This is a genomic window from Pseudomonas rhizophila, from assembly GCF_003033885.1.
GTDB lineage: Bacteria > Pseudomonadota > Gammaproteobacteria > Pseudomonadales > Pseudomonadaceae > Aquipseudomonas > Aquipseudomonas rhizophila.
Window position 1 is genome coordinate 3,574,418 of the sequence record NZ_CP024081.1, and the last position, 22,998, is coordinate 3,597,415.

Genomic DNA, 22,998 nt, shown 5'->3' on the forward strand with positions numbered 1-22,998 from the left:
TGGCCGCGGGAAGAGAGGCGGCTAAAAGATGGAGAGTTTACTGGGAAACAGAGGAGAGAAACCGGGCAACTTCTCCAAATGAGTTGGCACCACTCCTGTGGCTAGCCACAGAAGCGCTATGTCCCGCAAAGGGATCACTTGGGGTAGAGCGGTGGCAAGCCACTGTCGCCGGCCGGGTCCTGGAAGCCTTCCGCAGCGGGAATGGTACGAATGGCTCGCCACAGATCTTCGCCCTGCCAATATTGACCCGTTTCGCTGTAGAGCGCGCCGTTGAGGCCGTCCAGGGCGTCGGACAGTGGCACGAAGCGCGCAGCCATGTCGGCCAGGGTTTCCGGTTGCTGGCGAGCCCAGGCGTCCAGCGCCTGGCGTGTAGCGTGGGAGTCGTTGGCCAGGCAGGCACGCTTGAGGTCGTCCAGCAAGGTCCGCGGGCTCGGCCCGGCCTGGGTCGCGCGCAGGATGGCCGGCTGCGAACGGGCGCGCCACCACAGGCCCAAGCCCAGCAGCGTGGTGCAGGCCAGGATGAAAGTGCTCAATTGCCAATACCGCAAGGTGTCGCTGTCGACGATCGTCACAATCTGAGGTGTGCTTGTTGGCGTGTCCACCATCAGGCTCGGATTGTTCGCCACTTGCAGGGTCCGCGCTGGAAGGCTGGTGCGGTCCAGGTGGTCTTCCCGGGTGTTCCACCAAACCACTTCCACCGGCGGCAGTTCAATGGTCCCGCTGCGGTTGGGCACCAGGGCCTCGCGGTCTTCACGGCTGCCCACCAAACCGCGCTCGCTGCTGCGACTGCTGAGTACCGGTTGGTCGGGGTAGCGCCGCAGGCCGCTGATTTCAGTGGCTGGCAGGGGCGGTAGCTGGGCGCTGGCCAGGCCCTCGGCTTCCAGGGTCAGGCTGCGGGTCAGGGAGTCACCCACCTGGCTGTGGGTTGGCTCCGGGCTCCAGCTCTCGCTCAAGGAAAGGCTGCGCGCCGGCAGCCAGGGCACATCTGCCGGGTAGCTGGCGGGCTTGGGGTTGACGGTCAGGCGCAGTTGCTCGGAACTGACACGCATCAACTGGCCGGGCTTGGGCCCCGACGGCGCGGTTCCCTGGGCCACCGGCTCGACCAGGGTGGCGCTGAAGGTCTGGGCCGGGATCATCAATTCGCCGCTGCGCTGGGGGTAGATGCCGTAGCGCAGTTCGATCACCCCGTGGCGTACGTTGTTGATGACCTTTTCGTAGGTGCGTGATTCGCCCAGTTGCTCGGTACGGGCATCGGGAATGTGCAGCGGTGTCAGGCTGCTGTCGTCGTACAGCGACACCGAATGGTAGATGCGCAAGGTCAGGATCGCCTGTGCCTGCACATAGACGTCGGTCTGGTCGAGGCTGGCCTCGATGAACACCGGGGCCAGTTTGCCCGGCTCATTGCGCGTTTCGCTTTCGATCACTTGCAGGGTGATCGGCTGGCTGGTCACTTCGCCCAATTGCAGGGGCGGGATGACCACGGTGCCACTTTGGCGCGGCAGCAGGGTGACGATCCAGCGGGTGGTGGCGCGATTCTCGCCGTCAAGAGTCGTCAGTTGGTTGACCTGGCGGGTGCCGCGCACTTCGAACAGCGCCTGGAGCGGGCTCAGGTCGGGTTTGCCGAACAGTGTGGCGTCATTGGACTCCAGGGTCAGTTCCACGGTCTCCCCGGAATTCAGGCGCCCGCGATCCACACTGGCAGTCAACTGTACGGCCTGGGTTCCAGATGCCCAGAGCAGCAACACGAGGAGGTAGGCGGTGAAGCGGGTCATGGGGTTTTTCCCTGGGCCTGATGGCTTTGCTGTTCATACCAGAATTTACGTCTGAGCAGTTCGCCCGGATTATCCGGGATCTGGCGCAGCCATTGTTCCAGTGCCTGGCGCTGTTCTTCGTCGTTGCGCTGGCCGGCCGCGGGGCGCAGTGGTGGGGTCGTGGTCCGCTCATCAGGCAACTCGCTGCCCGGCACATCCTGGGCACCAGGCGGTTGCGCTGCCTGGGGTCCCTGGGATTGTTCCGGTGTCGCGGTCGCTTCGGAGGAGGGCTGTCCCGGCGCAGAAGTTTGTGCCTGGGCATTGGCGTTCGGTGCTTGCTCGGCGGGCCCTGGCTGCTCACTTTCACTGGGTTCAGGTTCGGCAGGTTTTGCTGTCTGCTCTTTGAGCAGGCTCTGCACCAGTGCTTTGTTGGTTTGGGCCGGACGCAGGTCCGGTTGCAACTCCAGCGCTTGCTCGTACGCATCCAGCGCGGCGTCCAGTTCGCCGCTTTTGGCCAGGGCGTTGCCGCGGTTGTAGTGGGCGCGGGCGTCGTTGCCCTCGGCAAAGCGGCGAGCGGCTTCGCTGTAGGCACCGGCTTCATACAGGGCCACACCTTGCCATTGGTGGTCCTCGAAGTGGACGGCAGCCTCGGCCGGACGCTTCTGCTTGAGCAGGTGCTGGCCTTGTTGATCGGGGCGCAGCCACAGGTCCTGGAGTTCGAAGGCATGACCGGTTTGCGGCACCATGAACACCCACGGCAGGCAGAACAGCCAGCCGCGCCGTCCGGCGCAGGCGGCCAGCAACAACAGCGGCAGGAGCAGCCAGTAGCCATGGTCCGCCCAGGTATCCAGGCGCAACGTCTGACCGTCGCTGCGCAAATGGCGAGGGCCGTCCAGCAGCCCCAGGCCACGCAGGTCGCTATCGTCCAGGCGCGCCGGGCGATAGCGGCCGTCCAGCTCATTGAGGAAGGACTTGAGGCTCGGGCTGTCCAGGCGCGGTACCAGAATCGCGCCCTGGGCATCCTTGAGGTAACTGCCATCTTCCTGGGTTACCGGGGCGCCTTCGCGTGTTCCGATGCCCAGCATCAGCAATTGCGTGGCAGATCCATCGAGGATCTGGCGGATATGCTCGCGTTCCTGTTCGTTCAACGATGAACCTATCAGCAGGATCCGACCGTGACCAAGTCCGCTCTGATCCAGCAGGGCCATGGCCTTGTTGACCGCCAGGTCGGCGCGATGGCCGTTCTGGGGCATGATCGAGGGGGTGAGTGCTTCCAGGAGGTTGGCGCTGGTGGACAGGTCGTCGGACAGCGGCACCAGCGTATGGGCACTGCCGGAATAGACGATGATTGCGGTCTGAGCATCGCTGCGGCTATGCAGCAAGTCCAGCACCTTGCGCCGGGCTTGTTCCAGACGCGTGGGCGGGACGTCGGCGGCGAGCATTTGCGGTGTCAGTTCCAGCACCACCACCAGCGGATCGGCAGGTTTTTGGCTGGTCTGTTCGACCCGTGCCCAACTGGGGCCCAGCAGCGCAAGCACCACCAACAGCCAGCCCAGGCCAAGGGCAACCCACGGGAGTTTGCTTTCGCGGCCGTTGCCGCCACTGAGCAGCACGGCATGAAACGCCGGCGGCAGGATCATTTGCCAGCGGCCCACGCGTTTCTGCCGGTGCCACAGGTGCCACAGCAGCCACCCCAACAAAGGCAGCAGCAATAGGAACCAGGGACGCAACCAGTGTGGCCAGAGAGCGATCATCGGCGTTTCCCCAGGCGCATGCGCTTGAGTCGACGGCGCCACTCGGAATGCTCTGCCGGTTGGAACAATGGCTGGGTGAACAGCCGCTGCAGAGGGTTGTCCGGCCAGCGTTCCCGGGCTACCAGCAAAACGCTCAGCAGCAGCGCAACGGCCAGGGGCCATTGGTAAAGTGCCTGGGCGGGGCGCGCCTGGGTCGGCTGTTGGGTCACCGGTTCGAGCTGGTCGAGGGTGGTCTTGATCGCCAACAGTTGTTGGCCATCCTGGGCGCGGAAATACTGGCCGCCCGTGGTTTGGGCAATTTCCCTGAGTGTCGCTTCGTCGAGGTCCAGGCTCGGGTTGACCCCGACAAACCCTGCTGTGCCACTTTCTTCCGGATCGGCGCCAATGCCAATCGGGTAGATCTTCACGTCTTCTTCGGCGGCCAGCCGCGCGGCGGTCAGCGGGTCGATTTCCCCGCCGTTGTTGGCGCCATCGGTCACCAGGATCAGCACGCGGCTGTTTGCCGGACGTTGACGCAGGCGCTTGAGCGCCAGGCCGATGGCGTCGCCGATAGCGGTGTTCTTGCCGGCGATGCCGATGCGCGCTTCATCCAGCCACAGCCGCACGGTGCGACGGTCGAAGGTCAGCGGTGCCTGGAGGTAGGCCTGGCTGCCGAACAGGATCAGGCCGACCCGATCACCTTCGCGGCTCTCGAGAAAATCTCCCAGCAGGTGCTGGACCAGCGCGAGGCGACTGATTTCCTCGTCTTGCCAGCGCATATCGGGAAAGTCCATGGACCCCGAGACATCCACCGCCACCAACAGGTCACGACCGCTGGCAGCGATCGGCAACGGCTCACCCAACCATTGCGGGCGGGCAGCGGCAATCAGCAACAGCAGCCAGAGCAGGATGAAGGGTGCCTGCTGACGCCAGGTCGGCAGATTGCTTCGGGCCCGGCGCCCCACGAGACCTTCGAGGTCGCCCAGGAAACTGACCCTGAGGGCCGGCTCGCCACTGTCGGCCGCCGGCAGCACCAGGCGCATCAGCCAGGGCAGCGGCAACAGCGCGAAAATCCACGGCCAGGCGAACTCAAACATGTTTGCGAATCCAGATTTCGACGGCCTGGGTCAGGCCGGCAATGGCTTTGTCATCGAGCTTGCATTCGGGCTTGTAGGCGCCTTCCACCAGCACCATCCAGCGGGTCAGGCCTGCCGCCGGGCAGCGGTTATCCAGGAAAGCCAGCCATTTACGTCCGTTGAGGGTGTGACTCTGGCTGTACGGGTAGTGGTTGCGACACAGGCGCTTGAGCAGCCCGTTGAGCTGTTGCAGCCAGGCGCCGGCAGGGGCGCCATCGTAGGGTTTGGGCAGTTGGGCGAGTTCCGCCAGCGCGGCCAGGCGCGCCGGGTCCAGGGGTTGCTCGGCGCGCACGGTGGAGCGCTTGGCGGGAAGGAACCGGCGCAATTGCCACAGTCCAAGCCCCAGCAACGGCAATACCACCAGCAGCAGCCACCAGCCCGGCGCGGGAGGCCAGAAGCCGATGGGTGGCGGCGTGATCAGTGGCTGCAGTTGATCGAGACTGCTCATCGGCTTTTCCCCGACCGCTTGGGGTTCAGGTATTCGCGTAGCTGTTCGACCATGTCGCCCTGGGTGCTCAGGGGCATGAGCAGAATCCGCAGCTTCTGGGCCAGCAATTCCCAGCGCTCCTGGCGCGCCTCGGCCTGGGCGCGATAGGTCTGGCGCAGTTCGAAATTCAGGGTGTCGAGTTCCAACTGCGCGCCGCGCTGGGCGAAACGCAGCAATCCGGCGGCGGGCAGGGCGTGATCCAGCGGATCCGAAAGCGGCAACAGCAACAGGTCGCAATGGCGTGACAGCAGGCTCAACTGTTGCTCGGCGCTGTCGGACAGCGCGCGCTCATCGCAAATCACGATCACCAGGCTGCCAGGGCGCAATACTTCCCGGGCCCGGCGCAAGGCGTTGCCGAACGAATCGCGGTCCGCTTCGCCCTCGGTATGCAGCGATTGATTGACCCGCACCAGGCGGTTCAGCAGTTGCAGAAGGCTCTGTTTGCTGCGCCGAGGCTTGACCTCGTAATGGGTGTTATCTCCGAACACCAGCCCGCCGACCCGGTCGTTGTGCCCCAGCGCGGCCCAGCCGATCAGGCTGGCGGCCTGGGCCGCGAGCACCGACTTGAACATCAGCCCCGAGCCGAAGAACAGCCGATGGCTTTGCTCGATCATGATGAAGATCGGCCGCTCCCGCTCCTCATGAAACAGCTTGGTGTGGGGCTCCTGAGTACGAGCGGTCACGCGCCAGTCAATGGTGCGTACGTCGTCGCCGGCCTGATAGACCCGCACCTGATCGAAATCCACGCCGCGCCCGCGCAGTTTGGAGTGGTGCAGGCCGATCAGTGGGCTACGTTGGCCCGGCGTCGAGAACAACTGCACTTCACGCACGCGATGGCGCATCTCGATCAGCTCCGAAAGGCTGACGCGGATGCCCGGTACGGGCGCCAGTGGGTTGTTCATGGCTGGCTACTCAAGCGACGGCGACGACGTCGAGAATCCGCTGCACGACGCGGTCCTGGTCAATACCGGCAGCTTCGGCTTCGAACGACAGAATGATGCGATGGCGCAGCACGTCGAACAGCACGGCCTGGATGTCTTCGGGGCTGACGAAGTCGCGGCCGGCGAGCCAGGCGTGGGCACGGGCGCAGCGGTCCAGGGCAATGGAGCCTCGCGGGCTGGCGCCGTAGGCGATCCATTCGGCCATTTCCGGGTCGAACTTGGCCGGCGTACGGGTGGCCATGACCAGTTGCACCAGGTATTCCTCCACGGCGTCGGCCATGTACAACCCGAGGATCTCCTTGCGTGCGGAGAAAATAGCCTGCTGGCTCACGCGGCGCTCGGGCTTGGTTTCGCCGTGCAGCGCTTCACCTCGGGCCTGCTGCAGAATACGACGCTCCACCGCGGCATCCGGGAAGCCGATCTTGACGTGCATCAGGAAGCGGTCGAGCTGGGCCTCGGGCAGCGGGTAGGTGCCTTCCTGCTCGATCGGGTTTTGCGTGGCCATCACCAAAAACAGGGGCGACAGCTCGTACGTGCTGCGCCCGACGCTGACCTGGCGCTCGGCCATTGCTTCGAGCAAGGCCGACTGGACCTTGGCCGGGGCACGGTTGATTTCGTCCGCCAGCACCAGGTTGTGGAAGATCGGCCCCTGCTGGAACACGAAACTGCCGGTTTCCGGGCGGTAGATTTCCGTGCCGGTAATGTCGGCGGGCAGCAGGTCGGGGGTGAACTGAATACGATGGAACTGCGCTTCAATGCCCTCGGCCAGCTCTTTGATGGCCTTGGTCTTGGCCAGCCCCGGCGCGCCTTCCACCAGCATGTGGCCGTCAGCGAGCAGGGCGATGAGCAGACGCTCGATGAGTTTTTCCTGGCCGAGGATCTGCGTTGAAAGAAAGGTTCGCAGCGCCAGCAGCGCTTCACGATGTTCCATCGGTGACTGTTCCTGGAAAGGGTGGCCCAGGCGTTCGGATAACGTCGGGGCTGGGGGCGTTACTTTAATGCATGGCGGGGGGTGGCGACTAACGGGATTTTGTTTGGTGTGCGGATTTGTGATCGGTTTGGATTCATTGTGGGATCTGAGGTGAACACCGACTCTATGAACACCCCTGATCGGCTCCCGCAGGGACTGGCGTTTAGATCTATTCCTGTATGCCTGCTAGTGCCGTGTCCTGAAAGTCATTGAGCAACAATTTGATTGCCGGTCTGTCGGCCAGCTCCTGCCAACACCCGTCGTCAACAATCGCGCCGTCGCGCAGGACGATGACCCGATCAAAGCGCTGTAGATGCTCGAAATCATGAGTGACACAAATTAGCCCGCGTTCTGCGAAGGTATCGAACAGCAAGTCCCATAGGGAGTCGGTCAACCCGGGCTCGATTGATGCACTGGGTTCATCGAACAAATTGAATCGCCCAGGCCTGTTGATCAGACGCAGCAGTGACAGACGCTTGGCTTCACCGCCAGAAATATTCGATGCGTGTTCACTGATGTTCCGTTCACAGACAATGTCCTGTAGCTGCAGTCGTCGTATTGCCTGGTCGAGGTGAGGCGACGCTTTAACGCCAAACAGAACGGACCTTTCAAAGAGACCTTCGAGAAAACAGGGCTGCTGAGGGCAGTACCTCAATGCACTCAAGTGGGCGCGAGGATTCAGTTGCGAAACGGGAGTTGCGTCGATGCTCAACTGATTTCGCGTTTCTTGATCAAGACCAGCGAGAACTTCCAACAAGGTGGATTTGCCCGCACCGCTCTGGCCGATGATCGCCACGGATTGACCTTGAGTAAATCTCAGGCTTTGCGTGATCGACAAGCGAACGTCGCCATTTTCGGTCAGTACGCACGGATCCAGAATCAGTGTCGATGCCCCTCGAAAATTGACTTCCGATTGCCGATTGCCATGGTCAAAATTTGGGAGCAAAAGCAGGCTTTGAAGTCGACGCTGATCGGCAAGAAACTGATCCAGCACACGATAGCCCTCCGTTAACGCGGCGATATTGAGTAAGTAACTGCCGGCGATGGAAAAAATGGCCACCAGTTGTCCGACACTGATACTGGGCTGGTTCGACAGTTGATCAACAACCCCCCATCCCAGTAATCCGCCCGTGGAGAGGCTGACGAACAGAATCTTGGCAGCGCTCAAGAAACCACCCGAGGTTGCCGCGGTCACCGCAGTATTGGCATAGCATTTGAAGGCCTCATTCAACGGCTGTGTGGCGGTTGACTCGGCGTTTTCCAGCTTTATTGCTTTGCCTGCATTGAGCGTGTTGTATAGGTGGGCGCTCAATTCATCTTCCTGCTCGTTGACAGCGTCAATGTGCTTCCTGCGCCATCTGATAATTTTGTGGCTGACAATCAGGTAGATAAATCCTAGACCCGTCATGCTCACAAAAACTTCAATGCCACCCATGTAAAAAAAAGCGCCGCCAACGATCAAGAACTCCAGGCACAGCGGCAGTCCGACGGTAACAAAAAACGTCAATAGTTGTTCGTGAGCGGTAATTCCACGCTCCACCGACTTTATGAAGTGACCGATTCGCCATGAATTGAACCGGGCAAATTCCTTGCGCATAAGGTTTGCCAGCCATTCAATAGATGCGGCCATGATAATTTGCTGGACAAGCTTGGATAGGAAATGGATCTGTAGCGGGCTGATAATTGCCTGCACGCACCCAGCGAGCACAAGGCCTGCCGTAAGAGTGAGCATTAGGTTGACGGTTGCATGTTTCTCGCCGTACAGGGTGTCGACGATTGCCCCCAGGAGCAAAGGTGGGGCGAGTGCGATGAGCTTGAGCACCAGGATTGTTGCAATGGTGGATGCCAGAAGAGTCGTATGTTTTTTGCAGGCAGTTCTAATGAGCGTTTGCATAGGATGCATACGACCGTCCGTTATTGTTTTATGGGTGGCTGGTTTCAACTGCTGAGTAATACATGCTGAGGTACAACGAGTTGCCCATTTCTAATGATGTTGAAGCGTTCAAGTCCAGGGATGTAAGCCTGGGTAACGATGCTGTTGTTTGGGAAGCGCGCTACAGTTCTATAGAATATTTTTTTGTCGGACTTCGATGTGGCTTTGTGCAGCGTGTCTAATTGTGTCGGGACAGTTTCATTGTAGTCGTGTGGTGGGCATTCAAGCTCAGGAAGGTTCAGGTCCCTAACAGGTGCCAAGTCGATTAAATTTTTAAGGATTTTTGAGTGCGACAATAACTTGACAGTTTTTCTATCCATGGAATCTTCAAAGACATCATATAGACTCTCGGATTGGAGTTGTTCAGTCACCGCTCTCTGAATGGCGGTGCAAATGTCCATCGAACAGCCTGAGCCAATAGCTGAGAGAGGCTGGTCTCCAGGGCCGGCTTTGGGAAAGGCAACGGCAAAGTAAACAGATAAGACATCTTTGATAATGATGATCTGCAGTTTATTGGCGGGTTCTAAGGCGGAAGGGTCGTTGAGGAGCGCCTTGTTAAGCAAGCTCGTCGACGGTTTGTATAGGTCCATCTTGGGGCCGATTCCGCATATCGCCATGAAAAAAAGAGATAAGACATGTCGTTCGATTATTTCCTGAATGCCATGCAATAAAGCTTCATTTTCGGTGCAGCCAAAAGCAATGCCTGAGTTGGATGAGTAACGTGCCAAGAATTGCATGGTAGAACGCGTGTCGTTGGAGTTGCTTCGGGCAGCAGCAGGGCAGAGTAGAGCGCTTGGAGCAATCAGGTGTTCTTTTTTATCCAGCGATGTGAGAGTGAAGCAGTCTATTGGTTCGTCGCTGTATGGCAGGCGGGTGAAGAAACCGTCGTATTTAGCTGCTTTCTGACTGGCAATACTGTCGGTGCTGTGCCATGTCGACTCATGATTAGGGGCTAGAAAAGAGCTGGCATGCTCGATGGTTTCTGCCAGCGCACCTATAAGTGCGTCCGGCCCTTTACCCGCACCTGACTCAATAAAATGATTGTCACTATCAAAAAGCTCCGCCGTTGCCACTAGCCTGGAGGGTGTCGTATAGCGGGCCTCGGCTCTAAAACCGAGCGTGTGCAGGGTGGACATGATATTGAATAGAGCTTCGGTAGATGTTAGTTCGCGTTCTGGCATAGAAACCTCTAGGTTTAGGCGCCGAAAGGTGGAAACCTTTCGGCGCCTGTTCACAGGCACTTAATCGATCAATGATTTCAGTTGATCAGAGATGCAAAAAAGTTGGCTTCGGTTGTCAGAAGCCCTTTGGAAAAGCCCATTGCCTGCGGCAGAACATCAAAGGTGTTGATTTCAGAACGCTTCCTACCCATGTCATATACTCCTTTATTGATTATTCAGTGTCGCTTAGCGATCACCTAACTTGCGCGTTTTTGTGCAAGTGCATAATTAATAACACTGGGCTTTTGGATGGGCTAGGATGCAACTTCCGATGCTGGTGTAGGCCTGTTCTTGGCGATCGGTAGGACGTGCCTGAGGGAAGGTGGTTTTTTGTTGAAGTTTGCTTTTCTGGGCTATCTACTCAATGGGTTGAGTGGTTTATTCATCCCGGGATGAAGTGCCGCTAGAGTAATTGAGCAAGATTCAAAGGAGGGGTGTTGCCAGTCGGCTATCCAGTACTGGCAGAACCGGTGGCGAGGGGAGAGATTCCCTCGCCAAAAAGCTGCGCTTGGCTTCATTCTCGTGGACGAACGAATCAACCCTCCCACGCCTCCGGATTCACCAGATTCACCGGTCGCTCTCCCGCCAACGCCATCAGGAGATTATCCACCGCACAGCGCGCCATTGCCTCCCGTGTCTCGTGGGTGGCCGAACCCATGTGCGGCGTTGCCACTACGTTATCCATTTGTAATAACGGTGAGTCCGCACTCAGGGGTTCGCGCTCGAACACATCCAGCCCCGCGCCACGGATCTGTCCGTTGCGCAGGGCGTCGATCAGAGCGGCTTCGTCCACCACCTTGCCTCGGGAGATATTGATGAAGATGCTTTCGGGACGCATCTGCGCGAACGCTTGTGCACCGATCAGCCCTTGGGTTTCTGCCGTCAGAGGCAAAGTCAGACAAATGAAATCCGCCTGTCGCAACAGCGTCTCGAGGTTGCAATAACGGGCCCCGAAACGTTGCTCGACCGCGGGCTTGGGCGAATGGCTGTGGTAGAGCACCGGCATGCCGAAACCGAAATGCCCGCGCTGGGCCAAGGCTTCGCCGATGCGGCCCATGCCTATTATGCCGAGGGTCTTGCCATGGACATCGGTGCCGAAATGTTTGGAGCCGATGCTCTGTTGCCACTGGCCTGAGCGGATCAGGTTGGCCAACTCCACCACGCGCCGAGCCGTTGCCAGGATCAGTGCAAAACCGGTGTCCGCGGTGGTTTCGGTCAGCACGTCCGGGGTATTGGTGAGCAGGATGCGGCGTTCGGTCAGATAGTCGATGTCGTAGTTGTCGACCCCCACCGAGACGCTGGCGATGGCTTGCAGGTTCGGCGCTGAGTCCAGTAGTGGCGCATCCAGTTTCAGGCTGGCCCCCAACAGGCCATGGGCGCCAGGCAAGGCGTCGCGCAATTGGGCCAGGCCTGGCGCATCGAGGTGCTCGATGAGGGTGACCTGGGCCTGAGCTTGCAGACGGTCCATCAGTTGCGCCGAGAGCGCTTTGTACAACACTACGTGCTTTTTCATGGAGGGCTCGATTCAGGACTGTGCGGACGCCGGGTGTGGCGTCGCGGTTTGAGACACGGCGCGGTCGCTGGCGCCGGGCTTGAGGGCCAGGGTCAGTACCACCGACAACAGCAAGGCGCCACTCATTAGTAGAAAGGACATACCGGGAGAGCCGGTGGTGCCGTTGAGATAGCCCACCAGGTACGAGCCGCCGAACGAACCCAACGCGCCCATGCTGTTGATCAGTGCCATGGCACCGCCGGCGACGTTGGCCGGCAGGATCTCTGGAACGATGGCAAAAAACGGCCCGTACGGCGCGTACATGCAAGCCCCGGCAACCACCAACAAACTGTAGGACCACCAGAAATGCTCAGGCCCCAGCAAATAGGAGGCGTAAAACGCGACGGACGCGATCAGCAGCGGCGGCCAGACGAAACGTTTGCGCTTCTGCGCCTTGTCCGACGCCCAGGACACGACCAGCATGGCGACTACTGCCGCCAGGTATGGCAACGACGACAGCCAACCGGCCTCGACAATGCTCATTTGCAGGCCAGCCTTGAGGATTGACGGCAGCCACAGCACGAACCCGTAGACCCCAATGCTCCAGCAGAAAAATTGCAGTGCCAGGATGATGACTTTGGGTGAGCGGAAGGCTTCGGCATAGTTTTTCACGGCCTTGATACCGACCTGTTCAGCCGCCAGCGCGCTTTCCAGGTCTTGTTTTTCCTGGTTGCTGAGCCACTTGGCCTGGGACGGACGATCATCAGCCAGGCGCCACCAGATAAAGGCCCAGAGCACCGCCGGCAGACCTTCGATGATGAACATCCAGCGCCAGTCGAATTGTTGCACCAGATAGCCGGACACCACGGACATCCACAGCATGGTGACCGGGTTACCAAGGATCAGGAAGGTGTTGGCACGTGAGCGTTCGGCCCGGGTGAACCAGTGGCAGAGATACACCAGCATGGCCGGCATGACCGCAGCTTCGACCACGCCGAGCATGAAGCGGATCACGATTAGCCAGTAAGCATTGGAGACCACGCCCGTCAGGGTCGCCAGCGAGCCCCAGAGGATCAGGCTGACAAAAATCAGCTTCTTTACACTGTGTCTCTGCGCGTAGATCGCCCCCGGTACCTGGAAGAAAAAGTAACCAAGGAAAAACAGTGCGCCCAGCAATGAGGACAGCCCCGGGGTGATCATCAGATCCTCGGCCATGCCCGAGGCGGCGGCGAAGCCGTAGTTGGCCCGGTCCAGGTAAGCCAGGCTGTAGGTGATGAAGACGATGGGCATGATGTACCACCAGCGGCGGGTGGCGAGGTTGAGCGTTTGCATGTCGTTGACTCCTGAGCTTGTTGTTTTTGTTGCAGCAGGTGTGTTTTGTGGTGGTTCTAATCGCGAGCAGGCTCGCTCCCGCATGAGGATGCGTCGACCCTGTGGGAGCGAGCCTGCTGGCGATTGGCATCATTAAATTCAGCCAGTAACTCAATGCGCGTCGGCAATCCCTCCATGTCTCCACGGCTCTGCACTGCGCGGCTACCAATCCAGTTGGCGCGCTGTACGGCTTCGGTGATGGCGCGGCCTTCGAGTAACGCACTGATCAGGCCGACCGCGAAGCCATCGCCGGCGCCCACGGTGTCCACCACCTGGGCCACCGGCACGCCGGCAACTACGCCCTGGCCTAGCTGAGTGCGGAAATAGGCGCCATCCGCGCCGAGCTTGATCACGACGATTTCGGCACCCAGGTCCAGATAGAACGCGGCGATGTCGGCCGGGTCGTCGAAACCAGTCAGCAAGCGACCTTCGCCGAGCCCCGGCATGACCCAGTGGGCGAGGGCGGCGAGGCGATTGATTTCGTGAATCATCATCGACTCGCTAGCCCACAGGCTCGGCCGTAGGTTGGGATCGAAGGACAGGCTGCGGCCGGCCTCGCGCATCCGCATCATTAATTCAGAGGACATCTCACGGGCCGTGACCGACAAGGCCGGGACGATGCCGGTGGCGTGCAAGTGGCGGGCTTCGAGCTGCGAGGGGGCGATGGTGTCGATCGACAGATGACTGGCCGCCGAGCCGCGACGGAAATATTCGACTTGTGGGTCGCTGCCATCGTCGCTACGGGATTTGAACTGGAACCCGGTGGGGTGGGCTGGATCGACCGTCACGTGGCGACAATCCAGGCCTTCGTTTTCCAGCGTCTGCACCACGAAGCGTCCTAGGGAGTCAGCACCCACCCGGCTCAGCCACGCCACTTTGAAGCCCAGTCGCGACAGACCGATGGCCACGTTACTGTCGGCCCCGGCGACGCGCTTGTGGAACTGCTCGACATTGGCCAGGTCACCGCGCTGGTCGGCCACCAGCATCGCCATGGTTTCGCCGAAAGACAACACATCGAACTCAGGCATGGGCTGGCTCCCGGCATGATTGGCCTAGGCGGGCAAGGGTGGCGACATGTCCCGCAGTCAACTGCAGCAAATCATCGTCTTGCAGCGGATATTCGGCTGCGCGCATTACACCAGCGGGCATGTGTTTGAACAGTTGTTCCCACAGATGCAGGTCTGTCATCGCCGGAGGCACCGCGACCAGTTTGCCGTCGGCGCGCCGGGCCACGGCCTTGCAATGCACATAAGCCACATACCGCCCAAGCTGTCGGGCGGCCACAGCGGCCGATTGGTCCTGCCATTGCCAGTTGCCAATGTCGAAGGTCATACCGATGGGCAGCGCTTGCTCCTCTGTCGCAGCAAAAAAACGCTGTAATGGTTCGATCCGCCCGCCTTGCAGGGTCTGGTCGTTTTCCACCAGCAATCGCACCGGGCTGGCGGCCAGCGCATCCGCCAGGGCTGGCAGATCATGGGAGTCGGTGAAATAGCCGAGAGAGACTTTCAGCCATGCCGAGCCAAACGCCTCGGCACGTCGCAAGGCAAGTGACAGGGCGGGATTGGGCTTGGGCTTGCCGGCGAGCCACAGCTCAAGTGGAGAGGAAAAAATACTTTGCAGTCCTTTGGCCAAGGCACCGGCGGCCAGTTTAGCGGGCTGTTCAGTGGTGAGCAGTTCTTCGCGCCATTCGATCCGTGAAGCGCCAGCGGCAGCCAGCAGATCGATAAAACTGCCTTGGCCCTGTTGCCGTACCAGATCGGCACCGTAGCTGGAAAGGCTGATGGAGACGGGTGGGTTGTGCATTGTTTTTATACCTCTGAAACCGGTTTCAGTTTTGTGCAAAAAAAAGTTGTGCTTGAGAGGGCCCTATCGCGAGCAGGCTCGCTCCCACAGGGGACTCCAGTGCGATGCAGATCCAGTGTGGGAGCGAGCCTGCTCGCGGTAGGGCTTTATCACCGACCATTTCCCCGCGTGGACCCACGCTCGATCAACCGCGCCGCAAAATCCAGGGTTCGCACCGGCCCGTTATCGCCACGCAAGCGCTTGAGCAAACATTCGAACGCGCTGGCGCCGATCTCGGCCGTCGGTTGGGCCAGGGCGGTGATGCCGCTGCCCACCAGCGGGTACCAATCCAGATCATCGAGGGCGATCAGGCCTACATCGTCGAACAAGTGGCAACCCAGTTCGCGCAGCACCGTCGTGGCGGCCAGGGCGGCAATGCCATTGGCGCAGAACAATGCTTTGGGGCTATGTCCCGGCGGGGCAAGAAAGTTCTTGATGTGCGTGGTCAACTGATCACAGGTTTCCACAACGGTGCCGGCCAGGGCAGGCCGTCGTTGAATGCCGGCCTTGAAACTCTCGACCCGTTCGATCCGCGAGCTGGTGCCGTCGAATGGTTCGGTCACCAGCAACAGATCGCGGTAGCCCCGCTGTTCGAGATGATCGAGCGCCATCTCGACGGCCGCCGGATTGTCCAGGCCCACCAGGTCGCTTTCCAGTCGATCGACCTTGCGATCGACCAGCACCAGGGGCATTTCACTGCGCAGTTCCAACAATTCATCACGGTGGTGGCCGAGGGTGTTAACAATCAGCCCTTCGATGTTATAGGCGCGCAACAAGGCCAGATGCTGGCGTTCCTGCTCATCGTCGCGGTCGGTGTTACACACCACCAGGCTGTAGCCGTGGCGACGGCAGGCTGTTTCCACGCCGTGCATCACGGCAATTGAATAAGGGTTGCGGATATCGGCCACCAGCATGCCGATCAGGCGTGTGCGTCCGCGCTTGAGGCCGCGGGCCATCTGATTCGGACGGTAGCCCAGTTCGCTGATCGCTTGCTCGATGCGTTGAGCGATGGCCTCGGAAAGCAGGGCGCGATCCTCGCCAATGAAGCGCGAGACGCTGGCCTTGGAGACCCCCGCGCGTTCGGCGACATCAAGCATGGTCACGCGGCTGCGCTGGGCGGCGGAAAAAGGGTTCATCAATTGAAACCTGCTTATTTTTGTTAGTGGCTTTGAAACCGGTTTCAGAAGACCTCAGAACCCAGCGGGTCGTCAAGAGCGACGCGACATAAGAACGACCGACGGTGGTTTACCTCAGCCCAGGAAAGCGCAGGTATCGTTCCTGACGAGTATCTGGTCCATGACGCGGACGGCAATCTTGTGCCGGCGCAGGAATAAGTTAGGCGGGGTGCCTCCAAGTTCCTTGTGGCGAGCAAGCATGCTCGTCGCAGGGAGTCAGTCGCGCTTCAGGTTCAGAGCTGGCTTATATAGGTGCCCGTCCCCTTGAGGATGTTCTGCAACGTCAGTTCCACCTCCGCCAAATCCGCCGCATCGGTGTCGTGGGTAATCTCCAGCACATCATCCCCGTTCAGCACATCGGCGTCCGATGCGGCAATTTCGATTTTCAGCAGGGTCGGGCTGAGGGTCACTTTGACGCCTTCCAGTGTCGAAGGCTCACCCTCCAGGGCGATTTCCAGTTCGTCTTCGTCGGGGTAGCGGGTCATCAGGAACATTTCGCCCTGGGTGCTGTGGCAGCACAGCATGGCCATGTTGTCTTCTTCCTCGTCGCATGGATTGGCGATCAGAAGGGCGGTGGTCATTTGCATGGTGATGGCTCCTGGCTCGATGAGCCTTGCTGGGCGCAAATAAAGTGGATTTTGCCAGCCCGAACGACTTTCTGCTGGATTACTGCAGTCACACGCAGAATATGCGCGCAATTTCACAGCGCAAGGTGCCGTTTTGCTCGCTGGGCTGCTACGGTTGTTCGATGCAAACCGGCTGTTTAGCTTGCCGTTGACCGAATATGTCGCAGCGCTGCAAGCAGGCACATTGTCGCACTCGTTAAGCTGCACGGCGGATGTACACCTGCAAAGGGCACCACGAGGGCTTTTTGCAGGTGTCCATTACATGGAAATTACATGGAAAAGGATGTGACCTGCCGGTCTCGTCCAGCTTCACCCACCTGTCGTCCTGTTTCCTCTGCCCGAGAATCAGGAACAGGATGGCCGACAGCCCTGAAAAAGGGCTGCACGCGACGCTTCCATCAATAACAAGCCCAAGCGGAGTACCACAGATGGCGTTCTTCACCGCAGCCAGCAAAGCCGACTTCCAGCACCAACTGCAAGCGGCACTGGCGCAGCACATCAGTGAACAGGCACTGCCACAAGTGGCGCTGTTCGCTGAACAATTCTTCGGCATCATTTCCCTCGATGAACTTACCCAGCGCCGGTTGTCCGACCTCGCCGGCTGCACCCTGTCTGCCTGGCGCCTGCTTGAGCGCTTCGATCATGCGCAGCCGCAGGTCCGCGTCTACAACCCGGATTACGAACGCCACGGCTGGCAGTCGACCCATACGGCAGTGGAAGTGTTGCACCACGACCTGCCATTTCTGGTGGATTCGGTCCGCACCGAACTGAACCGTCGCGGTTACAGCATCCATACCCTGCAAACCACCGTGTTGAGCGTGCGTCGCGGCAACAAGGGCGAGTTGCTGGAGATCCTGCCCAAAGGCACCCAGGGCGATGGCATCCTCCAAGAATCCCTGATGTATCTTGAAATCGACCGCTGCGCCAACGCCGCCGAACTCAACGTCCTGAGCAAGGAACTTGAGCAGGTGCTGGGCGAAGTGCGCGTGGCGGTGGCTGATTTCGAACCGATGAAAGCCAAGGTCCAGGATATTCTGTCCAGCCTGGACAACAGCGCCTATGCCATCGATGCCGACGAAAAAGGTGAAATCAAGAGTTTCCTGGAATGGCTGGTGGGTAACCACTTCACCTTCCTTGGCTACGAAGAGTTCGTGGTTCGTGATGACGCCGATGGCGGCCATATCGAATACGACGCCGATTCGTTCCTCGGCCTGACAAAACTGTTGCGTGCCGGCCTCACGGTCGATGACCTGCGCATTGAAGACTACGCCGTCAATTACCTGCGTGAACCGACCCCGCTGTCGTTCGCCAAGGCCGCACACCCGAGCCGTGTACACCGTCCGGCTTACCCGGACTACGTATCGATCCGTGAGATCGACGCCGATGGCAAGGTCATCAAGGAATGCCGCTTCATGGGCCTGTACACCTCGTCGGTGTATGGCGAAAGCGTGCGCGTCATCCCGTACATCCGTCGCAAGGTCGAGGAAATCGAACGTCGCTCGGGCTTCCAGGCCAAGGCGCACCTGGGCAAGGAACTGGCCCAGGTGGTCGAAGTGCTGCCCCGTGACGATCTGTTCCAGACCCCGGTGGACGAGCTGTTCAGCACCGTGATGTCCATCGTGCAGATCCAGGAACGCAACAAGATCCGCGTATTCCTGCGCAAAGACCCGTATGGCCGTTTCTGCTACTGCCTGGCCTACGTGCCGCGCGACATCTATTCCACCGAAGTGCGCCAGAAGATCCAGCAAGTGCTGATGGAGCGCCTGAAGGCCTCGGACTGCGAGTTCTGGACCTTCTTCTCCGAATCCGTGCTGGCCCGTGTACAGCTGATCCTGCGGGTGGATCCGAAGAACCGTCTCGACATCGACCCGGTCTTGCTGGAAAAAGAAGTGGTGCAGGCCTGCCGCAGCTGGAAGGACGACTACGCCAGCCTGGTGATCGAAAGCTTCGGCGAAGCCCATGGCACCAACGTGCTGTCCGATTTCCCGAAAGGCTTCCCGGCCGGCTACCGCGAGCGTTTTGCCGCGCACTCGGCCGTGGTCGACATGCAGCACCTGCTGAGCCTGAACGAAAAAAATCCGTTGGTCATGAGCTTCTACCAGCCGCTGGGCCAGGTGTCCGGTCAGCGCGAGCTGCACTGCAAGCTGTATCACGCCGACACGCCGCTGGCGCTGTCCGACGTGCTGCCGATCCTGGAAAACCTCGGCCTGCGCGTGCTGGGCGAGTTCCCGTATCGCCTGCGCCACACCAATGGCCGCGAGTTCTGGATTCATGATTTCGCGTTCACCGCCGCCGAAGGCCTGGACCTGGACATCCAACAGCTCAACGACACCTTGCAGGACGCCTTCGTCCACATCGTGCGTGGCGATGCCGAGAACGATGCATTCAACCGCCTGGTGCTGACCGCGGGCCTGCCATGGCGCGACGTGGCGCTGCTGCGTGCCTACGCCCGTTACCTGAAGCAGATCCGCCTGGGCTTCGACCTGGGTTACATCGCCAGTACCCTGAACAACCACACCGACATCGCTCGTGAACTGACCCGGTTGTTCAAGACCCGCTTCTACCTGGCGCGCAAACTCAGCGGCGACGACCTGGAAGACAAGCAGTTGCGTCTGGAACAGGCGATCCTCACGGCACTGGATGACGTTCAGGTGCTCAACGAAGACCGCATCCTGCGTCGCTACCTGGACCTGATCAAGGCCACCCTGCGGACCAACTTCTACCAGACCGACGCCAACGGGCAGAACAAGTCCTACTTCAGCTTCAAGTTCAACCCGCACCTGATCCCGGAACTGCCGAAACCGGTGCCCAAGTTCGAGATCTTCGTGTATTCGCCTCGGGTCGAAGGCGTGCACCTGCGCTTCGGTAACGTTGCTCGCGGTGGCCTGCGCTGGTCCGACCGTGAAGAAGACTACCGCACCGAAGTGCTGGGTCTGGTCAAGGCCCAGCAAGTGAAGAACTCGGTGATCGTGCCAGTCGGCGCCAAAGGTGGTTTCCTGCCGCGACGCCTGCCGCTGGGTGGTGGCCGGGACGAGATCGCCGCCGAAGGCGTGGCGTGCTATCGCATCTTCATTTCCGGCCTGTTGGACATCACCGACAACCTCAAGGAAGGCGCACTGGTTCCGCCGACCAATGTTGTGCGTCATGACGACGATGACCCGTACCTGGTAGTGGCTGCGGACAAAGGCACTGCAACCTTCTCCGACATCGCCAACGGCATCGCCATCGACTACGGCTTCTGGCTCGGCGATGCGTTCGCTTCCGGCGGTTCTGCCGGCTACGACCACAAGAAAATGGGCATTACCGCCAAGGGCGCGTGGGTCGGCGTACAGCGTCACTTCCGTGAGCGCGGTATCAATGTCCAGGAAGACAGCATCACCGTGGTGGGCGTTGGCGACATGGCCGGCGACGTGTTCGGTAACGGTCTGTTGATGTCTGACAAGTTGCAACTGGTGGCAGCCTTCAACCACCTGCACATCTTCATCGACCCGAACCCGGAGCCTGCCAGCAGCTTCGCCGAGCGCAAGCGTCTGTTCGACCTGCCGCGTTCGGCCTGGACCGACTACGACACCAGCATCATGTCCGAAGGCGGCGGTATCTTCTCGCGTAGCGCCAAGAGCATCGCCATCTCGCCACAGATGAAAGAACGCTTCGACATCAAGGCCGACAAACTGACCCCGACCGAGCTGCTCAACGCCTTGCTCAAGGCGCCGGTGGATCTGTTGTGGAACGGCGGTATCGGTACTTACGTCAAGGCCAGCAGCGAAAGCCACGCCGATGTGGGCGACAAGGCCAACGATGCGCTGCGCGTGAACGGCAACGAACTGCGCTGCAAAGTGGTGGGCGAGGGTGGCAACCTGGGCATGACTCAACTGGGTCGTGTCGAGTTCGGCCTGCATGGCGGTGCCACCAACACCGACTTCATCGACAACGCCGGTGGTGTGGACTGCTCCGACCACGAAGTGAACATCAAGATCCTGCTCAACGAAGTGGTGCAGGCCGGCGACATGACCGAGAAGCAACGTAACCAGTTGCTTGGCAGCATGACCGACGAAGTCGGTGGCCTGGTGTTGGGCAACAACTACAAGCAGACCCAGGCCCTGTCCCTGGCGGCACGCCGCGCATTCGTGCGCATTGCCGAATACAAGCGCCTGATGAACGATCTGGAGGCACGAGGCAAGCTGGATCGCGCCATCGAGTTCCTGCCGGCCGAAGAGCAACTGGCTGAACGCGTCGCGGCGGGCCAAGGCCTGACCCGTGCCGAACTGTCGGTGCTGATCTCCTACAGCAAGATCGACCTCAAGGAAGCGCTGCTCAACTCCCAGGTACCGGATGACGACTACCTGACCCGTGACATGGAGACCGCGTTCCCGCCGACACTGGTGAGCAAGTTCTCCGAAGCCATGCGTCGCCATCGCCTCAAGCGCGAGATCGTCAGCACCCAGATCGCCAACGACCTGGTCAACCACATGGGCATCACCTTCGTTCAACGGCTCAAAGAGTCCACCGGCATGAGCCCGGCGAACGTGGCTGGCGCTTACGTGATCGTGCGGGACATCTTCCATCTCCCGCACTGGTTCCGTCAGATTGAAGCCCTGGATCACCAGGTGTCGGCTGACGTGCAACTGGAGCTGATGGACGAGCTGATGCGCCTGGGTCGTCGTGCGACGCGCTGGTTCCTGCGCAGCCGCCGCAACGAGCAGAACGCTGCCCGTGACGTTGCTCACTTCGGTCCGCACCTGGCGGCGCTGGGCCTCAAGCTCGACGAACTGCTGGAAGGCCCGACCCGCGAAGGCTGGCAGACCCGCTACCAGGCCTACGTAGCAGCCGGCGTGCCGGAACTGCTGGCGCGCATGGTTGCAGGCACTACGCACCTGTACACCTTGCTGCCGATCATCGAAGCGTCCGATGTCACTGGCCAGAACGCCGCCGATGTGGCCAAGGCCTACTTCGCGGTAGGCAGTGCCCTGGACATCACCTGGTACTTGCAACAGATCAGCGCGCTGCCGGTAGAAAACAACTGGCAGGCCCTGGCCCGTGAAGCGTTCCGCGATGACGTCGACTGGCAGCAACGGGCGATCACCATTTCGGTCCTGCAGCAGGGCGACGGCACCCAGGAGGTGGAAACACGCCTGGCGCTGTGGCTGGAGCAGCATCACGACATGGTCGAGCGCTGGCGCGCCATGCTGGTGGACATCCGTGCCGCCAGTGGCACGGACTACGCCATGTACGCGGTCGCCAACCGCGAACTGCTGGACCTGGCGTTGAGTGGTCAACCGGTCCTGCCGGCCAACTGATCCGGCGTTGAATGAAAAAGCCCCGCATTGAGAGATGCGGGGCTTTTTTGCGTTTGTAATACGCGATTGGTTGGAGCGCAGAGCCCCTGTGGGAGCGAGCCTGCTCGCGATGGCGTTTGACCCGCGACATTGATGTTGACTGACACCCAGCTATCGCGAGCWGGCTCGCTCCCACAGGGGGCTCAAAGGTGTTAGTTCTTCAGCGGAATCAACACCGCCTCATCCTTGTCCATCACCATGAACACCAACAGTTTCGCCGGCTCGGTCGAGCTGGCGTTTTTCGAAACCAGATGCTCGGAACCCGCGGCTTCGTACCAGAACTCCCCGGCCTTGTAGGTGGTCGCCGGCTCGCCTTTGACCTGGGAGGTGATGGCGCCTTCCAGCACATAGGCCATGGCCGTTCCTTCATGTTTGTGGGCGACGGACGACTGGCCGGGGGCGTAGTCGACGGTCAGCATCATGGCTTTTTTACCAGGCAGGTTCTTCAGCATCTTCTCCTGCAGCACGTTGACCTTTTCCGAGGGTGCGGTTTCGTGGGCATAGACCGGGGCCAGAGGCAGCAGGCTGAGGGTAGCGATCAGGCAGAGGGTTTTCATGGCAATGACCTTCGTGGGTTTGAGTGAGTTCGCGCTGTGGCAGCGATGGATTCACCCTAAGCCCCACGGAGGGGCAAACAAACGTCCAATCTTTCGGAAGGCGGGTAGACCAATGCCGCGATCCACTCCAAGACAAAGGTCAGCGGTTGAAGTCCACGCTTCGAGCCAGACGGTTGTCGATCAGGCCGATGAACCCTTGCACTTCAGGGCAGTTGAAATGGGCTTGCATCGCCGCTTCCGATTGCCAGCGGGCGCTGACGGTCCAGCGGTCACCGTCGTCCGGGCAACGGTCGACCATGTAGGCATCGCACCCCGGTTGTGCACGCAGGGTTTCGACGATTTGCTGCAACTGGCGGCCCAGTTCTTCCGAGCGCCCGGCGGCGGCTTGGACCTGTACGGTATTGATCACCTGGCGAGTCATGGTTCTG

Annotated in this window: 17 protein-coding genes; 1 reads left to right on the forward strand and 16 read right to left on the reverse strand. The window is 60.3% G+C overall.

The window, feature by feature from the left end:
* Positions 1 to 134 precede the first annotated feature (134 nt).
* From CRX69_RS16665 to CRX69_RS16730, 14 genes are all read right to left on the reverse strand, one after another.
* Positions 135 to 1,772 carry a BatD family protein gene (locus tag CRX69_RS16665; protein ID WP_047225794.1) on the reverse strand — a complete coding sequence of 546 codons (1,638 nt, stop codon included), beginning with the start codon at positions 1,770 to 1,772 and terminating at the stop codon, positions 135 to 137.
* Positions 1,769 to 3,505, reverse strand: a complete 1,737-nt coding sequence (locus CRX69_RS16670) for a vWA domain-containing protein (protein ID WP_076384459.1) — start codon at positions 3,503 to 3,505, stop codon at positions 1,769 to 1,771. The genes CRX69_RS16665 and CRX69_RS16670 overlap by 4 nt, the downstream gene beginning before the upstream one ends.
* Positions 3,502 to 4,581 (reverse strand): vWA domain-containing protein, encoded by a 1,080-nt coding sequence (locus CRX69_RS16675; RefSeq protein ID WP_076384461.1) that lies wholly within the window; start codon positions 4,579 to 4,581, stop codon positions 3,502 to 3,504. The genes CRX69_RS16670 and CRX69_RS16675 overlap by 4 nt, the downstream gene beginning before the upstream one ends.
* Positions 4,574 to 5,068, reverse strand: a complete 495-nt coding sequence (locus CRX69_RS16680; protein ID WP_047225797.1) for a DUF4381 domain-containing protein — start codon at positions 5,066 to 5,068, stop codon at positions 4,574 to 4,576. The genes CRX69_RS16675 and CRX69_RS16680 overlap by 8 nt, the downstream gene beginning before the upstream one ends.
* Positions 5,065 to 6,009: a DUF58 domain-containing protein gene (locus CRX69_RS16685; RefSeq protein WP_047225798.1), complete on the reverse strand. Its 945-nt coding sequence runs from the start codon at positions 6,007 to 6,009 to the stop codon at positions 5,065 to 5,067. Before CRX69_RS16685 ends, CRX69_RS16680 begins: the two co-directional genes overlap by 4 nt.
* A gap of 10 nt (positions 6,010 to 6,019) precedes the next feature.
* Entirely contained in the window at positions 6,020 to 6,979 is a 960-nt protein-coding gene (locus CRX69_RS16690; RefSeq protein WP_047225799.1) for an AAA family ATPase, read from the reverse strand.
* 208 nt (positions 6,980 to 7,187) lie between these two features.
* Entirely contained in the window at positions 7,188 to 8,921 is a 1,734-nt protein-coding gene (locus CRX69_RS16695) for an ATP-binding cassette domain-containing protein (RefSeq protein ID WP_047225800.1), read from the reverse strand.
* Positions 8,922 to 8,956: 35 nt separating this feature from the next.
* The gene (locus tag CRX69_RS16700) at positions 8,957 to 10,132 is read right to left on the reverse strand and encodes a YcaO-like family protein (RefSeq protein WP_223194324.1); all 1,176 of its coding nucleotides are present in this window, start codon (positions 10,130 to 10,132) and stop codon (positions 8,957 to 8,959) included.
* A 574-nt stretch (positions 10,133 to 10,706) separates the two neighbouring features.
* Positions 10,707 to 11,684, reverse strand: a complete 978-nt coding sequence (locus tag CRX69_RS16705) for a 2-hydroxyacid dehydrogenase (protein ID WP_047225801.1) — start codon at positions 11,682 to 11,684, stop codon at positions 10,707 to 10,709.
* Positions 11,685 to 11,696: 12 nt separating this feature from the next.
* Positions 11,697 to 12,995 (reverse strand): MFS transporter, encoded by a 1,299-nt coding sequence (locus CRX69_RS16710; RefSeq protein ID WP_047225802.1) that lies wholly within the window; start codon positions 12,993 to 12,995, stop codon positions 11,697 to 11,699.
* Positions 12,996 to 13,051: 56 nt separating this feature from the next.
* Positions 13,052 to 14,062, reverse strand: coding sequence for a sugar kinase (locus tag CRX69_RS16715; RefSeq protein ID WP_047225803.1), 1,011 nt, complete (start codon positions 14,060 to 14,062; stop codon positions 13,052 to 13,054).
* On the reverse strand, positions 14,055 to 14,837 hold the full coding sequence (locus CRX69_RS16720; protein WP_107322370.1) for a TIM barrel protein: 783 nt from the start codon (positions 14,835 to 14,837) through the stop codon (positions 14,055 to 14,057). The genes CRX69_RS16715 and CRX69_RS16720 overlap by 8 nt, the downstream gene beginning before the upstream one ends.
* Positions 14,838 to 14,986: 149 nt before the next feature.
* Complete coding sequence (locus CRX69_RS16725) at positions 14,987 to 16,012, reverse strand: LacI family DNA-binding transcriptional regulator (RefSeq protein ID WP_076384465.1); 1,026 nt, start codon at positions 16,010 to 16,012, stop codon at positions 14,987 to 14,989.
* A gap of 272 nt (positions 16,013 to 16,284) precedes the next feature.
* A complete protein-coding gene (locus CRX69_RS16730; RefSeq protein WP_107322371.1) occupies positions 16,285 to 16,638 on the reverse strand; it encodes a hypothetical protein in 354 nt (117 codons plus the stop codon).
* A gap of 467 nt (positions 16,639 to 17,105) precedes the next feature.
* Here CRX69_RS16730 and CRX69_RS16735 point away from each other — a divergent pair, with 467 nt between their 5' ends.
* Complete coding sequence (locus CRX69_RS16735; protein ID WP_107322372.1) at positions 17,106 to 21,974, forward strand: NAD-glutamate dehydrogenase; 4,869 nt, start codon at positions 17,106 to 17,108, stop codon at positions 21,972 to 21,974.
* Positions 21,975 to 22,165: 191 nt separating this feature from the next.
* On the opposite strand, the gene CRX69_RS16740 is transcribed toward CRX69_RS16735, so the two are convergent.
* Both CRX69_RS16740 and CRX69_RS16745 read right to left on the reverse strand, forming a co-directional pair.
* Positions 22,166 to 22,570 carry a cupin domain-containing protein gene (locus CRX69_RS16740; protein WP_107322373.1) on the reverse strand — a complete coding sequence of 135 codons (405 nt, stop codon included), beginning with the start codon at positions 22,568 to 22,570 and terminating at the stop codon, positions 22,166 to 22,168.
* A 139-nt stretch (positions 22,571 to 22,709) separates the two neighbouring features.
* Complete coding sequence (locus tag CRX69_RS16745; protein ID WP_047225809.1) at positions 22,710 to 22,991, reverse strand: antibiotic biosynthesis monooxygenase family protein; 282 nt, start codon at positions 22,989 to 22,991, stop codon at positions 22,710 to 22,712.
* Between the last annotated feature and the right edge of the window lie 7 nt (positions 22,992 to 22,998).

What these genes read in the sequence shown, in the direction of transcription:
- CRX69_RS16735 (WP_107322372.1), top strand. Translation starts at nt 17,106, where the DNA reads ATGGCGTTCTTCACCGCAGCCAGCAAAGCCGACTTCCAGCACCAACTG.
- CRX69_RS16715 (WP_047225803.1), bottom strand. Translation starts at nt 14,062, where the DNA reads ATGCCTGAGTTCGATGTGTTGTCTTTCGGCGAAACCATGGCGATGCTG.
- CRX69_RS16690 (WP_047225799.1), bottom strand. Translation starts at nt 6,979, where the DNA reads ATGGAACATCGTGAAGCGCTGCTGGCGCTGCGAACCTTTCTTTCAACG.
- CRX69_RS16665 (WP_047225794.1), bottom strand. Translation starts at nt 1,772, where the DNA reads ATGACCCGCTTCACCGCCTACCTCCTCGTGTTGCTGCTCTGGGCATCT.
- CRX69_RS16740 (WP_107322373.1), bottom strand. Translation starts at nt 22,570, where the DNA reads ATGAAAACCCTCTGCCTGATCGCTACCCTCAGCCTGCTGCCTCTGGCC.
- CRX69_RS16705 (WP_047225801.1), bottom strand. Translation starts at nt 11,684, where the DNA reads ATGAAAAAGCACGTAGTGTTGTACAAAGCGCTCTCGGCGCAACTGATG.
- CRX69_RS16745 (WP_047225809.1), bottom strand. Translation starts at nt 22,991, where the DNA reads ATGACTCGCCAGGTGATCAATACCGTACAGGTCCAAGCCGCCGCCGGG.
- CRX69_RS16685 (WP_047225798.1), bottom strand. Translation starts at nt 6,009, where the DNA reads ATGAACAACCCACTGGCGCCCGTACCGGGCATCCGCGTCAGCCTTTCG.
- CRX69_RS16730 (WP_107322371.1), bottom strand. Translation starts at nt 16,638, where the DNA reads ATGCAAATGACCACCGCCCTTCTGATCGCCAATCCATGCGACGAGGAA.
- CRX69_RS16675 (WP_076384461.1), bottom strand. Translation starts at nt 4,581, where the DNA reads ATGTTTGAGTTCGCCTGGCCGTGGATTTTCGCGCTGTTGCCGCTGCCC.
- CRX69_RS16710 (WP_047225802.1), bottom strand. Translation starts at nt 12,995, where the DNA reads ATGCAAACGCTCAACCTCGCCACCCGCCGCTGGTGGTACATCATGCCC.
- CRX69_RS16700 (WP_223194324.1), bottom strand. Translation starts at nt 10,132, where the DNA reads ATGCCAGAACGCGAACTAACATCTACCGAAGCTCTATTCAATATCATG.
- CRX69_RS16695 (WP_047225800.1), bottom strand. Translation starts at nt 8,921, where the DNA reads ATGCATCCTATGCAAACGCTCATTAGAACTGCCTGCAAAAAACATACG.
- CRX69_RS16725 (WP_076384465.1), bottom strand. Translation starts at nt 16,012, where the DNA reads ATGAACCCTTTTTCCGCCGCCCAGCGCAGCCGCGTGACCATGCTTGAT.
- CRX69_RS16680 (WP_047225797.1), bottom strand. Translation starts at nt 5,068, where the DNA reads ATGAGCAGTCTCGATCAACTGCAGCCACTGATCACGCCGCCACCCATC.
- CRX69_RS16670 (WP_076384459.1), bottom strand. Translation starts at nt 3,505, where the DNA reads ATGATCGCTCTCTGGCCACACTGGTTGCGTCCCTGGTTCCTATTGCTG.
- CRX69_RS16720 (WP_107322370.1), bottom strand. Translation starts at nt 14,837, where the DNA reads ATGCACAACCCACCCGTCTCCATCAGCCTTTCCAGCTACGGTGCCGAT.